The following is a 15,545-nucleotide window of genomic DNA, read 5'->3' on the forward strand; positions in this document are numbered from 1 at the left end:
ACAGATCCCGCGGAGCTGATCAGCTCCGCGGGATCTTTTGCTTGATTCAATAGCGTTCCGGCCAACCCAGCGCCCGGCAGCACACATTGATCCAGTTCACCAGGCGCTCCCGGGGGAGCAGATAGTTGATGAGCAGGGACATGGCCACCCCTGCGCCGGTGTCGATCATACGGTTCAGGGCATAGCTCACATAGGTATCCACCGGGGTGTTGAAGAGTACAATGCACAGCACCACGCCGCCGGGCTGAACAGCCCCCACCCAGAAGACCTGTGCCAGAATAATCAGGATCACGACGCCCACAAAGAGGAGAGGTACCAGCAGGAGGCGGTTGCTTCCATCCGGGACAAAGATAATGTAGATCCGAAAGAGTCCCATTCCCAGAAAGCCGCCGATGATGGTGCCGAAGAGGCGGTTGCCGCCGTGCAGCTTGGAATGGTCCATGTTGGCGCCCATACCGAAGATGGCACCGATGCAGGCAAAGGTGGGGTTCCGGTTGATGAAATAGTAGATCAGGGCACAAAGCGAGGCAGAGAGGGCGGTCTTGAGATTGCGCAGACCCACGTGGGGAAGTGGGACGGGGGGCTTGTTCATGACAGACACTCCTGTGGAGAACACGGTGGTTCTCATATTTTGTTGACAAGACAAGAATACCATAGAACGGAATAGGATTCCATATTGCAGGAGAAAACTATGCAGTTTTTTGCATAAAGTTGTATAGACAAGAGAGCTAGTAGGATATCGTGGACTGTGCTATAATAGCGGGAAATGAGAGTGAGGAGGAACACTATGAGCCGAGCCGACGAACTGTTTATCCAAAATTGCAAAGAGATTCTGGCCCACGGAGTCTGGGACACCGATCAGAATGTCCGGCCCCGCTGGGAGGACGGAACGCCTGCCCATACCATCAAAGCATTCGGGATCGTCAACCGCTATGATCTGCGGGAGGAATTTCCCGTCCAGACCATCCGGAAGATGGCCTTCCGCAATGCGCTGGATGAGCTGCTCTGGATCTGGCAGAAGAAATCCAATCAGATTCAGGACCTGAACAGCCACATCTGGGATGCCTGGGCCGATGAGAGCGGTTCGATCGGAAAAGCCTACGGCTATCAGCTGGGCGTAAAGCACCGCTATCCTGAGGGGGAGTTTGACCAGGTGGACCGGGTGCTCTATGACCTGAAGCACAACCCGGCCTCCCGGCGCATTCTGACCAACCTTTATAACCATGCGGACCTGCATGAGATGCACCTGTATCCCTGCGCCTGGTCCATGACCTTCAATGTGAGCGGGCGCACCCTCAACGCTATTTTGAACCAGCGCAGCCAGGACATGCTCACCGCCAACGGCTGGAATGTGATGCAGTATGCCGCCCTGGTCCACATGCTGGCCCAGGTGTCCGGCCTGGAGGCCGGGGAGCTCATCCATGTCATCGCGGACGCCCACATCTACGACCGCCATGTGCCCATTGTGGAGGAGCTGCTGGAACGAAAGCCCTATGACGCCCCCAAGCTGTGGATCGACCCGGCAGTGGAGGATTTTTATGCCTTCACACCGGAGAGCCTGCGCCTGGAGGGATATCAGGCCCATCCGCTGGCCGGGAAGATCCCGGTGGCGGTATAACCAATCCGAAAGAAGAAAGCGGGGAGAGCCATGTACGCCATCGTAGCAGTGGATGAAAACTGGGGGATCGGCCGGGACGGGGACCAGCTGGTCTACCTCTCGGAGGACCTGAAACGCTTTAAGGCCCTGACCATGGGGCATGCGGTGATCCTGGGCCGCAAGACCCTGGCCACCTTTCCAGGAGGGAGGCCCCTGCCCAAGCGGCGGAATCTGATCCTCTCCCGAAACAAGGCATTTTGCTGTGAGGGGGCGGAGGTCTTTTCCAGTCTGGAGGACCTGTGCGCCGCCGCGCCGGAGGATGCCTTTGTGATCGGCGGGGGGAGCGTGTACCAAGCCCTCCTGGAGAAGTGCGACACCGTCTATGTGACCAAGATCCAGGCGGCTTTTCCTGCGGATACCTTTTTCCCGAACCTGGACCGTCTGCCGGAGTGGTATGTGTCCGAAGAGGGGGAGATGCTGGAGCAGGACGGCATCCGCTACCACTATGTGACCTACCGGAGGCGATAAGCATGTATCTGGACGACATCCGGGCCTACCGTCCGGAAAATGCCCAGGAGGAGGCCGACCAGCGCATGATGCTGGAGTATGCCAGGCTCTTCCCAGGGCGGCTTCTGACCCGGGAAAATGAGGTGGCCCATATCACCAGCTCCGGCTTTGTGGTCAATGCCGACGGCTCCAAGGTCCTGATGGCCCACCACAATATCTATCGGGTCTGGGCCTGGACCGGCGGCCATGCGGACGGGGAGGAGGATCTGCTCTCCGTGGCCCTGCGGGAGGCCCGGGAGGAGACCGGTGTAACCCATGTGCTCCCCCTCTCCTCCGACATCATGTCGCTGGACATCCTGCCGGTGTGGGGACATGTGAAGCGAGGCCGGTATGTGCCGGCCCATCAGCACCTCAACGTGACCTATCTGCTGGTGGCCGACGAGGGGGATGCCCTCACCGTCCGGGAGGGAGAAAACACCCGGGTGGGCTGGCTTCCGGCGGACGACCTGCTCTCCTATACCAATGAGTGGCAGATGGACGGGGTGTATACCAAGCTCCTCCGCCGGGCCCAGGCCCTGTTGGCACGGTAAGGCGCGGAAAAATGGATTGCCTTTTTCCACAAAATAGGCTAGGAATAGACCGGGTGGTGGTGTATAATATGGACAGCACCCATGTCTGCAAAGGAGGCAATCTGATATGATTCAACTTGATGTGTCCAACGCCACCGGTTTTCTTCCGGAGGACTGGCTGACATCCCGTACCGAGCGGCTGGAGCAGGCCCGCGGCTGGCTGGAGAACGGCAGCGGAGCCGGCGGCTCGTTTACCGGATGGGTCCACCTGCCCCGGGATTATGATAAAGAGGAGTTTGCCCGCATCCGCTGCGTGGCGAAAAAAATCCAGTCCGACTCCCAGGCCCTGGTGGTCGTGGGAATCGGCGGCTCCTATCTGGGCGCCCGCGCGGTGATCGAACTGCTCAAATCGCCCAACTATAACCTGAAGAAAAAAGACACGCCCGACATCTTTTTTGCCGGAAACGGGCTGTCCACCGACGCGCTGCTGGAGATCATCGACCTGGTCAAGGACCGGGATTTTTCTGTCAATGTGATCTCCAAGTCGGGCACGACCACTGAGCCCGCCGTGGCCTTCCGGATCTTTAAGAATCTGCTGGAGGAGAAGTACGGGAAGGAAGAGGCCCGCCGGCGCATCTATGCCACCACCGACGCCCACAAGGGAGCCCTCAAGGGACTGGCTGACTCGGAGGGGTATGAGACCTTTGTGGTACCCGACGCGGTGGGCGGACGCTACTCGGTCCTCACGGCTGTGGGCCTTCTGCCCATCGCGGTGGCCGGTATCGATCTGGAGAAGCTGATGGAGGGCGCGGCCCAGGCGATGGAGGCCCTCTCCGTGCCGGGGATGGACAACCCTGCTTGGCAGTATGCCGCCGCCCGCCACGCTCTGTACACCCTGGGCAAGCGCACCGAGATCCTGGTGGGCTATGAGCCCGCCTTCCGCTTCTTTGCCGAGTGGTGGAAGCAGCTCTACGGCGAGAGCGAGGGCAAGGACGGCAAGGGACTCTTCCCCGCCAGCGTGGAGTTCACCGCCGACCTCCACTCCATGGGACAGTATATCCAGCAGGGCGAGCGGCTGATGTTTGAGAGCGTGGTCCGGTTTGCCGAGTCGCTGGGGAGCTTCACGATCCCCCATGATCCGGACAATGTGGACGGCCTGAACTTCCTCTCGGGCAAGCCCCTGTCCTTTGTGGCGGAACAGGCCATGCGGGGAACCCTCCTGGCCCATGTGGACGGCGGCGTGCCCAACCTGGTCATCCAGGCCGCCCGCCGGGATGAGCACACCGTGGGCGAGCTGATCTACTTCTTTGAGTATTCCTGCGGACTGTCCGGCTATCTGCTGGAGGTCAATCCCTTTGACCAGCCGGGCGTGGAGGCCTATAAGAAGAATATGTACGCTCTCCTGGGGAAACCGGGTTATGAGGCCCAAAAGGCAGAGCTGGAGGCGCGGCTGGGCCATTAAGCGTGTTCTTAGAGTGAAAAGGGACTGTTGTGGTGATAAGTACCCAAAGCAGGCGGAACCTTTCTTTGAAATTTAAGCAAACTTCTGTAAATCAGTTGCAATCTAAGCTTTGATATGGTAACATGATACAAAGACCGGGGGAGTCCCGGTGGACAAATAAGGAGTGATAATTATGGTGAGAGTGATCATGGGTGTCAAGGGCACCGGTAAGACCAAGCAGATGATCGACCTCATTAATTCTGCCGTTCACAGCGAGCACGGCAATGTGGTATGCATTGAGCGCGGCGGTAAACTGACATATGACATCCATTCCAAGATTCGTCTGGTGGAGTCCAGCAACTACGACATGGGTACCTTCGAGTTTATGAAGGGCTTCATCAGCGGCCTGTATGCCGGTAACTATGACATTACCCATGTGTTCATCGACAGCCTGACCAAGATCGTCAATGCCGATGTCACCGATCATACTCTGGAGGAGTTCCTGGATTGGCTCAATTCCTTCTCCGAGAAGAACAACATCAAGTTCACCGTGACCATCAGCGCTGACCGCGAGCTGGCCAGCGAGGGCGTACAGAAGTACTTCTAATTTGGATGATATGGACGGCGGGACCGCATGTGCGGCCCCGCCGTTTTGCATCTTTTCGGGGCTCACAAAAAAAGATAAAAAAATTTTTTCAGAGTGTGCGATAAAAATAGGGAGCTGTGCGTTATATGGGTGAAGAGACCAAAAGAGATCCACATACAAACTTGATTTTATATTAGAAGGGAAGGATCAGTTATGATGAAGCAGAATCGCTGGAAGAAGAGTGTCGCCGCTCTGACGATGGCAGGTGTTTTGGCTCTGGGTATGGCGGCGGGGGCCGCGGTGGTCCGACAGAAGATCACGGCGGAGCTCCGGCCCGACATCACGGTCAAGGTCAACGGAAAGGTGCAGGATCTGGACAAGGACGCCATCAGCTACAATGGCAGCACCTATCTGCCGGTGCGTGCCATCGGTGAGGCGGTCGGCATGGATGTGAACTGGGACAGCAGCACCCAGACGGTTTCTCTGGATGGGGCCAGCAACTGGGACGACGTGGACGCCTACATCACCCTGGCAAACGCCAAGACCATCGCCCTGGAGGATGCGGGACTGAGCGCCAGCAAGGTCACCTTCACCAAGGCGGAGAGCGGATGGGATGACGGACGCCCGGTCTACGATGTGGAGTTTACCTATAACGGGAAGAGCTATGACTATGAGATCTGCGCCTGGACCGGCAATATCATCTCCCGCGACGGCCAGTACTGGAACGATAATTGGGATGATAACTGGGGCAACGGGAACGGCAACGGCAACTATATCGGCATGGCCCGGGCCAAGACCATCGCTCTGGAGGATGTGGGGCTGAGCGCCAGCAAGGTCACCTTTACCAAGACTCAGGGGGACTGGGATGATGGCCGGAAGGTCTATGACATCGAATTTGTCTCCGGCAGCACCAAGTATGAGTATGAGATCGCCGCAGCCACCGGCACGGTCCTGAAGCGGGAGCATGAGAGCTGGAGCGGCGGAACCAGCAGCAGCACGGCCATTGGCGTGGAGAAGGCCAAGACCATTGCGCTGAACGACGCGGGACTGAGCGCCAGCCAGGTCACCTTTACCAAGGCGCAGACCGACTGGGATGACGGCCGGATGGAGTATGATGTGGAGTTCCGCAGCGGCGGTATCGAGTATGAGTACGAGATCGACGCCTATTCCGGCGCGATCCTGAGCCGGGATGTGGACCGGGATTGAATCCCATGTGGAAATGATCGGGAAACTCTGCTATACTGAGCCCATAAGCTGTAACGGGGGGATGGCCGGCGGCCATCCCCTTTTTGTTAGGGCAAAGGGGGAATGAAGCGTGTTTCTGATGATGGAGGGCGCGTGGGAGGCGGGGCGCCGATTGGCCGCTACCGACTGTGAGGCTCTGCTCCGGCGGATCGGGCAGGGCGACGCGGAGGCCTTTGAGCACTTTTACCGCGCCACAGATCGGGCGATCTATGCCTACGCTCTCTCTCTGACCCGAAACCACCATGATGCGCAGGATATTATGATGGAGGCCTATCTCAAAGTGCGTTCGGCCGCCCATCTCTACCGGCCGGGCGGAAAACCCATGGCCTGGGTCTTTACCATTGTCAAAAATCTGGTGCGGGATCAGCAGCGGCGTACCGGCCGGGAAGAGCTGATGGGGGACTGCCCCGAAGGGGAGCTGGCCATTCCGGAGAGCGACCGGAGCGATGAGGCCATGGTCCTGCGCCAGGCCATGCGTGTGCTGAGTGCAGAGGAGCGGGAGATCGTACTTCTCCACGCGGTATCCGGACTCAAGCACCGGGAGATTGCCGGAATGCTGGAGCGACCCCTTTCCACGGTCCTGTCCAGGTATCACCGGGCGCTGGGAAAGCTGCGCGCCGCGCTGCTGGAATGCGAGGAGGTGTGAGGATGAGAAGAGAATGGAACGACCGTGAGGTAGAACAGTTGCTGCGCCGCGCCGTGGACCGAAGCGTCCCCGATGTGTTTGAGCAGGTCTCTTCTGAGGAGGTCCCTCCGCTGCTGAATGAGGACCACATCGTCCCCTCGCCGGTGCGCCGCCGCAGGCGGTGGCCCATTTTTGCGGCGGCCTGTCTGCTGCTGTTCCTTGCAGGGGCATTTTATCTGTGGATGAGTACGGCGGCCATCATCTCGATTGGAGAAGAGCCGGAGATCGAGATGGCAGTCAACCGGTTTCAGCGGGTCCTCCGGGTGGACGGAATAGCGGATGACGCAGTCCTGGGCCAGATGACCCTGGAGGGCGCGGAGGTGGAAGACGCGCTGGAGAGCGTGTTTACTGCGCTGGCCCGACAGGGACTGTTGACCGGTGGACTGGAGACCCCGGTATCGGTAGACGGCGGGAGCTGGCGTTACAACCGGGAGCTGCTGGATCTGGCCCAGGAAGAGCTTCAGGAGGCGTGGGAGGAGTACGGCGGAATACAGCCGCCCGCTCCGAGTGGGGATGATATGGAGCCGGATCTGCCCTCTCCCGAACCCACACAGCCTGTGCCCTCCGCTGCGCAGCCATCTTCCCCAGGGACGGCTGTGACGGCGGTGCCCAGCACCTCTCCGACGACTGTTACCATGGCCCAGGCCCGGGCTGCGGCACTGGCCTATGTGGGCCTGAGCGAGGCGGACGTCGTCATAGAGAAGGAACAGCAGGACTGGGACGATGGGCAAATGTACTATGAGCTGGAATTCCACAGCGCCGACACCGCGTATGAGTGTGTCGTGAACGCTGCCGGCCAGGTGGTCCAGTGTGAACAGGAGCCGCTGCACGGCGGGGGCGGTGCTATGGAGCGCAACGGACAGAGCGCTTCCATCAATGCCCGCCAGGCGGCCGAGGCGGCATTGGCCCATGCGGGCGTCAGCGCCGCCCAGGTGGAGGACTGGAGCAGCGAGCGGGAGGAAGACAACGGCGTAGTCTATTATGAGGTGGAATTTCAGTGCGGCGCCGTAGAGTATAAATATCACATTGACGCACAGAGCGGAGCGGTGCTGTCCTATGAACAGGAGAGCTGACCGCCTGTTGGAAGAGAAAAAGAGGCCCCCGGCACGTAATCGTGCCGGGGGCCTCCGTCTGTTTTTGAGAAGGGATTATTTCGCCTTGGCCAGGATCACACGGATCTGACCGCCATCAACGGCCGGTTTATCATAGTAGCCGGTGAGGGTATAATCCCCGTTGTTCACCCGGGAGAGGCTGGAGTAGTAATAGCTGTCATTGCGGATCTCGTAGACGGCCACCTGCTCAGAGACCGGGTATTTCTGATTGTCAGAGGAGATGGCGGTGGTAGAGGAGACCGAGTCCAGCGCGACCTCGCTCAGGTTCCGGACACGTTCGGGGGACTGAACGGAACCGATGACCTGGCAGGCTCCCTTGTGTACACCGTAGACCGTATTGGTGGTGACAAGAGGAATGGAGGTTCCGGCCAGGTCCAGGGTGTAGTTGCCCATCAGGGTCATACCGGCGTTGATCTCCTTGGCGGAGGTAAGTACGCCGTAGGAATGCATATCTCCGGTGACATCTTCCAGGATAAGACGGTCAATCTCGCCCTGTTCATTGGTGGAGTAGAAGCGTACCGCGTCGCTCTTGAGCTTCACGCCGCTCAGACGGTTGGGATAGACCCGGATGGCGGTGGTATCGTCGTAGGTATCCAGGATCTCCACATTGTCGGCCAGAGTATAGTCCCCCAGCTTGGTGGCGTCGGAATTAAAGGAGCCGGAGAGACTGGAGCTGGAGAGACGCTTGACCTGGATGGAGTCTCCGCTTCCGGTCACCCGCACCAGGTCACCCTCGTCCCAGTATTTATCCCGGGTGGGATAGGTAGCGGTGGCGCCGGAGGTGGTGACCAGAGTGATGGAGTAGCTGGTATAGGAGTCGCCGTTTTCGTCCACGTAGGAGCTGTTCTGTACCGCGGTGACCATGCCGACCACATCGGAAGATTCGCCCAAAACGCCGGAGGAACGGATGGCGGCAACGCCGCCGTCCCGGCCCAGCAGCAGGGTAACGGCATCGCCGGTACGGAACTGGCCCAGGTCGCTGACGGAGTAGACCGCGTCGCTGCTCTCCAGAGGATACTCAGTTCCGGCTACCGTGACCGAGATGGGACGGGAAGCAGAGGGAGAGACCCGCTCCAGCGTACCGGTTACCTTCTTGCTGTATGCCCAGAGCTGGTTCATGGAGTCAGACCAGTAGACCACATCCAGAGGCTGGATGGCCTGAGAGGAGGCGAGCTTTCCGTCCCGGTACACGGTGACGGAGGAGAGAGAGAAGGGAAGCTTGGAGGTCCAGCTGCCCTCTGCCACCACGGGGCCTTCCATGGCCGAGTTGACCAGAGCGACCCGGTCCAGCGTACCGTTCTGATCTACCAGGTTGAGGCCGGGCTCCAGCGTATTGAGATAGTAGCTCCCCTGTTTGGTCTTGGCAGTCATGAGATTGTAGAAGAGATAGAGGGCGTCTTCCCGGGTCATGGGGCTGTTTTGGGTGGCGGTGACCCCCTCATCCAGGCCCAGATTGTGATAGGCGGCCATCTGGCCGGCGGGATAGGCGCCGGTAAAGTCCTCTGTGGTGTAGCCCAGCAGGGGCAGGACCATGGTCACACCCTCGGCCAGGGTGATGTTGGCCGAGGGGTGGAAGGTACCGTCCAGATAGCCCGAGACATACCCGGCCGATGCGGCGGCCTGTACATAGGGGGCGGCCCAGTGAGTTCGGGGCACGTCGGGATAGGGAGAGACACTGGCAGCCTCTCCGGCGCTGTCCCGGTAGGGAGAGGCGGCGATCACCATTTTGGTGAACTCCGCCCGGGTGACATAGCGGTCCAGGTGAAGGTCGCCGTTTTCATCCCCCACCAGAATGTCCAGGGCGGAGAGGACCTGGCCCGCCTCCTCCTCAGAGGGGATGGCGGCCAGGGAGGCGGGCATCAGACCCGCCACAAGCGCAGCGGACACAAGTCCGGCGAGAAGCGGTTTTTTCATATAAAAACTCCTTTTTCTCCGACGGGAGGGTATGGGATTACTCATACCGCAGCGCGTCGATGGGATTGAGGCGGGCGGCCTTGTTGGCGGGGAGGTAGCCAAACAGAATACCGATGCCCACCGAGACGCCAAAGGATACGGCGATACCGCCGATGGTGGGGACTGCAACAAAGCCGTTGTTGGTGGTGTTGAGGGCAAACGCGATGACGTTTGTCAGGACGTTGGCCATGATAATGCCCAGGACGATACCGATGGCCCCGCCGATGGCGGAGGTGGTACCCGCTTCAATGATAAACTGGCTGCGGATGTCCTTGCCCTTGGCGCCCAGGGATTTGCGGATGCCGATCTCCCGGGTGCGCTCCGTGACCGAGACCAGCATGATGTTCATAATGCCGATGCCGCCCACCAGCAGAGAAATGGCGGCGATGAGGATCAGGATCATCATGAGGGTATTGACCATGGAGTCCATGGCGTCCATCATCTCGGCCGAGGTCATGACAAAATAGTAGTCCGAGCTCTGGAAGGTCTGATAGAGGCGGTTTTCGATGATGCCCTTGGCCGCGGAGGCGGTGTCGCGGGTGGTGCTGGTAAACATATAGAAGTTGGCGTCCGCCATGCCGTTGAGCCGGAGCGCGCTGGTATAGGGGATGTAGATAATATCGTCTCCGCTGCCCTCACTCAGATCGGCCACGGTGTCCAGCACACCGACCACCGTATAGGGCATGCCGCCGATGGAGATGGTCTGCCCCAGCGGATCGCCGGAGAAGGCGTTTTGCGCCAGATAGGCGCCAATCACACAGACGTTTTGAAACCGGTCCACATCCACGAATTTGAGAAAGCGGCCGGTGGCGAGGGTCTCACCGCGCATGGTGGAGCCCTGCTCGCCCAGGAAGGACTCGCCCACGCCATAGAGGCTGGTGCGCTCATACTCTTCCGTGCCCTGGCGCACCTTGGCCTGGGCGGTGACGTAGGGGGTGACGCCGGAGATATAATCGGGATACTTTTCGGCCAGAGCATACATGTCTTCCGGCTCGATGGTACGGGAAGAGCCCATGCCGCGGCCGTAAATCTGGACCTGGACCAGGTTGGAGCCCATGCTCTCAAACTGATCATTCATATAGTTCTGCATGCCGTTGCCCAGGCTGGTAATGATGATCACGGCGGCTACGCCGATGATAATGCCCAGCATGGTGAGCAGGGCCCGCATTTTGCTGGTAGCCAGGGATTTGACCGCCAGACGGAAGGATTGGGAAATGTTCATGCCTGCCCCTCCTCACTGTGGAACACACCGGGGGGGATGTCCTCCTCCTCTTCACCGGAGAGGGTGGGCTGGACGACCGCGCGGGGATCGCTGGCATCTCCATCGTAGATGATCTGTCCGTCCTGAAGGCGGACGATGCGCTTTGCCTTGACGGCGATGGAGTTATCGTGGGTGATGAGGACCACCGTGTCCCCCTCTTCATTGAGCTTGCGGAGAAACCCCAGGACCTCCCGGCCGGTACGGGAATCCAGGGCGCCGGTGGGCTCGTCGGCCAGGATCACCGAGGGATTCCCCGCCAGAGCCCGGGCGATGGAGACACGCTGCTGCTGTCCGCCGGAGAGCTGATTGGGGAGGTTTTTGCGCTTGTCGGCCAGCCCAACCCGCTCCAGGGAGCGGATGGCCCGCTCATGCCGCTCGTCGGCCGGGATACCGGCGTAGAGCAGGGGGAGCTCCACGTTTTCCTGCACATTGAGCTTGGGGATCAGATTGTACTGCTGAAAGATGAAGCCAAGCATCTTGTTGCGGATCTCAGCCTGCTGGTCGTCGTCCATGGTCGATACGTCCACGCCGCCCAGATGATAGGTCCCGGAGGTTGGCACATCCAGACAGCCGATGATATTCATGGCCGTGGATTTGCCGGAACCGGACTGACCGACGATGGCCACGAACTCTCCCTCGTCGATGGTGAGGTTGATGCCGTCCAGTGCGTGGACGGTCTCGGTACCCATCTGATAGATTTTATAGACATCCTTGAGTTCGATGAGATGTTCCAAGGCTTAGCCTCCCATCATCATTGCCATGGCGCTGGAGGACTCGTTCTTTTTCAGGACAATATCGCCCTCCTGCAGGCCGTCCAGGATCTCGATGTACTCGTCGTTGTTCCGGCCCAGGGTGACCTTTCGGGTCTCAATGGTGCCGGGAGAGATCATGGTGCCGTTTTCGTCGTACACGGCGTCGGGACCGGGGAGCTTGACGGAGCCGCCGTCTGCGCGGTCTACGGTGTCGATGGGAACGCACAGGGCCTGGCCCGAGCGCTCCACGATGATCTTGGCCGAGACATTCATGCCGGGGTAGAGCCCCTCCGGATTATCCACCTGGACCGTGACCGGATAGGTGGTGACTCCGTTGGCGGTGGTGCCGTTGATGTTGATTTTGTCGACACGCCCGGTAAAGGTCTTGCCGTCCAGAGCCTCGGAGGTGATCTCCACCTCCTGGCCCACCTGGATCTTGCTGATATCCAGCTCGTCGATGGGCAGGTCGAAGGTGAGGGCGCTCAGGTCATAGATGACAGCCGGATAGCTGACACCGGTGGTTCCCGTATTTCCACCGGAGGTGGTGGAGGTGCCGTCGATGTTGTCCCCTACATCCAGATTCTTTTCGATGACCGTGCCGTCGATGGTGGAGGTGATGGTGTAATTCTCCAGGCTGTCCTGGGCGCTTTGCAGGGTCAGCTTGGCATTCTCCACATTCAGGCGGGCATTTTCGATCTGGGTGGTGATGGAGTCGGCATCGAAGGAGCCGATGGTCTGACCGTCGGTGACCGAGTCCCCCTCTTTGACGGGGAGAGAGGCCAGTTCACCGCTGGTCTTGGCGACCACGGTCTTTTTGGCGGCATACTCAAAGGGACCGGAGGCGGCACAGGAGAGGGTGCCCACGGTGGCGGTTCCCGTGGAGGAATCGGTGATGATGCCGGGGTTGGTCACCGAGATAGTGACCGTGCGGGTCAGGGTGCCGCCGGTACCCACCTCCTCCAGCGGAGAGATGTCGGTGACCGTGCCGGTGATGGGCTGGGCCGTGCCGTCCACGACCACCGTGGCGCTCTGGCCCAGGGAGAGAGAGGCGGCATCCGCGGAGTGGAAGGGGACCTTGAGCTTCATGGTGGAGCGGTCCAGAATGTCGGCCACCTGCTGTCCGGCGGTCACATTGTCGCCCTCGTCCACGTAGAGCTTGGAGATGATGCCGCTGGCATTTGCGGTGAGCTTGGCATCCTTGGCACTGCTTTTCAGATTGTCGTACGTAAGCTGGGCCTGCTGAACGGCCAGTCGGGCCTGTTCAATGGAGGTCTCCACATCGCTGGCATCGATGCGGAAGAGGACATCCCCCTTGTGGACGGTGTCGCCCTCTTCGAAGGGAGCCTCCAGGATCTCGCCCCGGACCAGCGTAGTTACTTTATAGGAGTGGATGGGGGAGATGGTACCGGTACCCGACACGGTGACCGTCAGGTCCTGCATAGAGACTGTTTCGGGAAGATAGCTGCCGGCCATGGCCATCTGTGTGCCGCCCATGCAGCTTTTCAAGAGAAAAGCCACAATGGCCACGATGACCACCAGCACAATGAGCCGCTTGACCCATTTGCGCTTTTTCTTGGGCGGTTTGAACTTGGGGGCATGTTCCTTTTTGGCGGGTGCGGCGGGTTCCGCCACAGCCGTGCCCTGGGTGAGTTGGGTTTGTTTCATACGTATCTCCTTTTCCTAAAGTGGCTACGGCAGCTCCGGTTTGGAGACCATGCCGCGCTGAAGAATATCAAAAATGCGGACCAGACGCGCCCGGGCAGGGGCGGGGTCCTCCATCTGAATCCCGGAGAGGATGGCTGAACCGGTGACGGCACACAGCAGATGAAAGCTCTCACGCAGATCTTCTTCATGCCGCAAATCCAAACAGGTCGGATCGATCTGGTCCAGAAGACGGAGCAGCGGCGGCTCCGGAAGATCGGAGCGGAGAATGAGATCGGGATTCATGGGATGGTTGAGCTGCAGGATGCGCACCACCTCTTCAAACGCGCGGTCCCGCTGTGGCAGGCGGTAATAGGCCTGCAGCTGGTCAAAAAGATCCAGCAGGGCGGGAAAGGGGTTTCCGCCCCGGCTGCGCAGCGCGGAAAGGGCGGGCGCCTCCAGTTGATGGGCATAGAGATCCAGAAGATAAAAAAATAACTCCCCCTTGTCGCGAAAATACATGTAAAAGCTTCCGCGGGAGATGTCGGCCTCCTGAATGATCCGGTTAATGGAGGCATCGGCAAAAGGGACCCGTGCAAACTCCTTTCGGGCGGCGCAAAGCAGTTTCTCCTGCTTTTCCGGCGGCAGGCGGAAAAAGGTGCTGCTGGGCAATCATCGACCACTCCTTCCTGCATGATATGACAACTTGTCATATATCATCATAGAGGACCGTATGACATCTGTCAATCAAAGGGCGGCGGAGTTTAAAGAATCTTAACATTCACCGGAACAAGAATACACCTTTCACCCGGTGAAAAGTCAAGAGAAAAGGGACAGTGGTATGATACCGCAGAAAAAGCTAAGTCCCGACTAAAAAAGGATGAAGATTTTATTAAAAAATGGCAGGTATATCGGGCGGGGCAGGATGATTGACGGACGGGGAAAATGCGGCTACAATGGCCTTACCAACATTCACAGGAGAAACGGAGTGTGTACTATGCAGTCGATCTTTGACCGGGCAGTAGACCGAAGAGGGAGCGGGAGTGTCAAATGGGACCGGGCAGACAAGAATTTTGGAGGAACGGATCTCCTGCCCATGTGGATTGCCGACATGGACTTTCCGTCGCCCCCGGGGGTGCTCGTGGCACTCCGGCAGCGGGTGGAACAGGGGATTTTTGGATACAGTGTACTGACGGGAGCGTACTATGAGGCGGTGATCGACTGGATGGCCCGCCGTCACCAGTGCGAGGTAAAGCGGGAGTGGATCGTGTTCGCACCGGGTGTGGTCTCCGCATTGAATTTCGCCGTACAGGCTGTGACGGAGCCGGGGGACGAGGTGATGATCTCCACGCCGGTATATGCCCCCTTCTACCGGGCGGTGGAGGAGTGGGGACGGGTGGTAAACCGGTGCCCGCTCAAGCGCTCAGACGGGCGGTATACCTTTGACTTTGAGGAGATGGAGCGGCGCATCACCCCCCGGACCCGGGTGCTGATGCTCTGCTCTCCTCACAATCCGGTGGGCCGGGTCTGGACACGGGAGGAACTGGAAGCGCTGGGCCGGTTCTGCCTGCGGCACGATCTGATGGTCATTGCCGATGAGATCCACAGCGACCTGGTATTCCAGCCCCATACCGTGTTCTGGAATGCGCTGCCCGAAATGGCCCAGAGGACCATCCTCTGCACAGCACCCAGCAAGACCTTCAATCTGGCGGGGATCCAGACCTCCAATATCATCATCCCCAATGAGGAACTGCGGCGGAGATATCGCTCGGTGGCGGAGCGCCATCACGCCCTCTCGCCCAACGCCTTTGCAGAGGCGGCGGTCGTGGGTGCCTATCGGGACTCGGAGGCATGGCTGGATGAGCTGCTGGTCTATCTGAAAGGAAATGTGGATTATTTTTGCGCCGAGGTGGCCCGCAGTTTGCCGAAGCTGCGGGTGCTGCCTCCGGAGGGGACCTATCTGGCCTGGGTGGACTGCTCCGGCCTGGGCCTTTCGCCGGAGGAGCGGCAGCGCTTTTTGGTAGAGAAGTGTAAAGTGGCGTTTAACGACGGGAGCAGCTTCGGACCGGAAGGCGCAGACTTTGTGCGTGTCAATCTGGCCTGTCCCCGCTCTACCGTGGAGGAGTGTCTGCATCGGCTGCGGACAGGCGGCTGTTGAATCATTGCTTTGAGACCCGGGCGGTACAGTTCTGGCTG

The 15,545-nt window shown here is 59.5% G+C and carries 15 protein-coding genes; 9 read left to right on the forward strand and 6 right to left on the reverse strand.

The genetic code is table 11. From position 1 onward, the window contains the following. Positions 1-46: 46 nt before the first annotated feature. Positions 47-592, reverse strand: coding sequence for an FUSC family protein (locus tag INF37_RS10900; RefSeq protein ID WP_193538286.1), 546 nt, complete (start codon positions 590-592; stop codon positions 47-49). Between the two features lie 195 nt (positions 593-787). On the opposite strand from INF37_RS10900, the gene thyA reads away from it, so the two are divergent. The 8 genes from thyA to INF37_RS10940 all read left to right on the forward strand — a co-directional run bounded on the left by thyA (position 788) and on the right by INF37_RS10940 (position 7,703). Continuing rightward, positions 788-1,618, forward strand: a complete 831-nt coding sequence (gene thyA / locus INF37_RS10905; RefSeq protein ID WP_186963985.1) for a thymidylate synthase — start codon at positions 788-790, stop codon at positions 1,616-1,618. A 30-nt stretch (positions 1,619-1,648) separates the two neighbouring features. After that, on the forward strand, positions 1,649-2,125 hold the full coding sequence (locus INF37_RS10910) for a dihydrofolate reductase (RefSeq protein ID WP_193538287.1): 477 nt from the start codon (positions 1,649-1,651) through the stop codon (positions 2,123-2,125). A gap of 2 nt (positions 2,126-2,127) precedes the next feature. Then, complete coding sequence (locus INF37_RS10915) at positions 2,128-2,694, forward strand: NUDIX hydrolase (RefSeq protein WP_193538288.1); 567 nt, start codon at positions 2,128-2,130, stop codon at positions 2,692-2,694. 106 nt (positions 2,695-2,800) lie between these two features. After that, entirely contained in the window at positions 2,801-4,135 is a 1,335-nt protein-coding gene (locus INF37_RS10920) for a glucose-6-phosphate isomerase (RefSeq protein WP_193538289.1), read from the forward strand. 172 nt (positions 4,136-4,307) lie between these two features. Further along, positions 4,308-4,721 (forward strand): hypothetical protein, encoded by a 414-nt coding sequence (locus tag INF37_RS10925; protein WP_101691470.1) that lies wholly within the window; start codon positions 4,308-4,310, stop codon positions 4,719-4,721. Positions 4,722-4,913: 192 nt separating this feature from the next. Beyond that, positions 4,914-5,906, forward strand: a complete 993-nt coding sequence (locus INF37_RS10930) for a PepSY domain-containing protein (protein WP_193538290.1) — start codon at positions 4,914-4,916, stop codon at positions 5,904-5,906. Positions 5,907-6,024: 118 nt separating this feature from the next. Continuing rightward, positions 6,025-6,591, forward strand: a complete 567-nt coding sequence (locus INF37_RS10935; protein WP_101691591.1) for an RNA polymerase sigma factor — start codon at positions 6,025-6,027, stop codon at positions 6,589-6,591. Positions 6,592-6,593: 2 nt separating this feature from the next. Next, entirely contained in the window at positions 6,594-7,703 is a 1,110-nt protein-coding gene (locus INF37_RS10940) for a PepSY domain-containing protein (RefSeq protein WP_193538291.1), read from the forward strand. Positions 7,704-7,778: 75 nt separating this feature from the next. Here INF37_RS10940 and INF37_RS10945 read toward each other — a convergent pair whose 3' ends face one another. The 5 genes from INF37_RS10945 to INF37_RS10965 are packed head-to-tail and all read right to left on the reverse strand — an operon-like array spanning position 7,779 to position 14,021. After that, entirely contained in the window at positions 7,779-9,656 is a 1,878-nt protein-coding gene (locus INF37_RS10945; protein ID WP_193538292.1) for an S-layer homology domain-containing protein, read from the reverse strand. A gap of 37 nt (positions 9,657-9,693) precedes the next feature. Then, a complete protein-coding gene (locus INF37_RS10950; protein ID WP_193538294.1) occupies positions 9,694-10,917 on the reverse strand; it encodes an ABC transporter permease in 1,224 nt (407 codons plus the stop codon). Then, positions 10,914-11,690 carry an ABC transporter ATP-binding protein gene (locus tag INF37_RS10955; protein ID WP_101691465.1) on the reverse strand — a complete coding sequence of 259 codons (777 nt, stop codon included), beginning with the start codon at positions 11,688-11,690 and terminating at the stop codon, positions 10,914-10,916. The genes INF37_RS10950 and INF37_RS10955 overlap by 4 nt, the downstream gene beginning before the upstream one ends. A gap of 3 nt (positions 11,691-11,693) precedes the next feature. Further along, a complete protein-coding gene (locus INF37_RS10960; RefSeq protein ID WP_193538296.1) occupies positions 11,694-13,373 on the reverse strand; it encodes an HlyD family efflux transporter periplasmic adaptor subunit in 1,680 nt (559 codons plus the stop codon). Positions 13,374-13,397: 24 nt separating this feature from the next. Continuing rightward, complete coding sequence (locus INF37_RS10965) at positions 13,398-14,021, reverse strand: TetR/AcrR family transcriptional regulator (protein WP_101691463.1); 624 nt, start codon at positions 14,019-14,021, stop codon at positions 13,398-13,400. 325 nt (positions 14,022-14,346) lie between these two features. Here INF37_RS10965 and INF37_RS10970 point away from each other — a divergent pair, with 325 nt between their 5' ends. Continuing rightward, positions 14,347-15,507 (forward strand): MalY/PatB family protein, encoded by a 1,161-nt coding sequence (locus INF37_RS10970; protein WP_193538298.1) that lies wholly within the window; start codon positions 14,347-14,349, stop codon positions 15,505-15,507. The last annotated feature ends 38 nt before the right edge of the window (positions 15,508-15,545 follow it).

The organism is Pseudoflavonifractor gallinarum (genome assembly GCF_014982855.1).
Taxonomy (GTDB): domain Bacteria; phylum Bacillota; class Clostridia; order Oscillospirales; family Oscillospiraceae; genus Pseudoflavonifractor_A; species Pseudoflavonifractor_A gallinarum.